Consider the following 922-nt stretch of genomic DNA (forward strand, 5'->3'; position numbering starts at 1 on the left):
CCGCCAGCGCCACCGGTAGATGACCAGCAGCCGCAGCCGGCCACGGATCCAGCGGGCCAGCCAGGCGAACGACCGACGATGCACCAGCCGCCACAGCACCGCGACCGCGACCAGGGCGACGAGTAGCAGGCCGAGCCCGACCAGCCCGAACCGCTGGCGGATCACCGCCACCACGAGCAGCACCGCGACCGCCACCGGATGCCGCACGAGAAACACGACCAGATGGGCGCCTATCCGGCCGGCCAGCCCCAGTAGGACCGCCCACAGCGGCACGTCGATTTTCGGATGCCTGGTCGGTACCTCGGGAAACGGCCGGGAGCCGTTGATTCTGGCCATGACAGATCACACCCACCCAGCATTGGAAGAATCGAGAATCAGCGGTCCGGAACCGGCGAAGAACAGCGCTCGAAAGCCGCCACCGTCCTGGCACCCGCGAGGAGAAGAACCAGACTCAGGCCGCTACCACAGCCCCGTTATCGGTGTCATCGGCTGTGCGGTCCAGGAGGAGCCGTTCACATTCGATCAGATAATCGTTGGCAGCTTTCACCAGCGCATACGCGAAATCCACATGGTCGGCGGTCACCGTGCCGTCCCTCACGGAGACCGACACGTCGGCGCCGGGGGTGTCCAGCACGAGGATCGGCCGCTCGTCCGGGTAGGTGAAGCAGCGCACCGACCACTCCGAGCCGACGTGCACGCCCACATGCCAACTTGACCGGACCGGCGCCCGCTCGCCGCCCCCGGACGCATACTGCCCGCTCATGCCGCCACCCCCGACGAGGCCCGCCGGCCACCGGCACCGACCGGCCGCATCCCCCGCGCCCGCAGCGCCAATCCCAGCTTCGGGGTAGGGCCGAACCTGTTCAGCCACGGCATGACCGTCAACCCGTCGAACTCCACCGGCCGCAACGCCGTGCCCGCC

Annotated in this window: 1 protein-coding gene and 1 pseudogene; both read right to left on the bottom strand. The window is 68.9% G+C overall.

Annotation, left to right across the window (positions count from 1 at the left end; all coding sequences use genetic code 11):
* Nucleotides 1-336: pseudogene (locus U9978_RS12490) on the bottom strand (cell division protein FtsK); the annotation flags it as partial.
* Between the two features lie 115 nt (nt 337-451).
* Entirely contained in the window at nt 452-763 is a 312-nt protein-coding gene (locus tag U9978_RS12495) for a hypothetical protein (protein ID WP_322761273.1), read from the bottom strand.
* Nucleotides 764-922 lie beyond the last annotated feature (159 nt).

The sequence above is a fragment of the Protofrankia sp. Cr2 genome (genome assembly GCF_963555885.1).
Classification (GTDB): domain Bacteria; phylum Actinomycetota; class Actinomycetes; order Frankiales; family Frankiaceae; genus Protofrankia.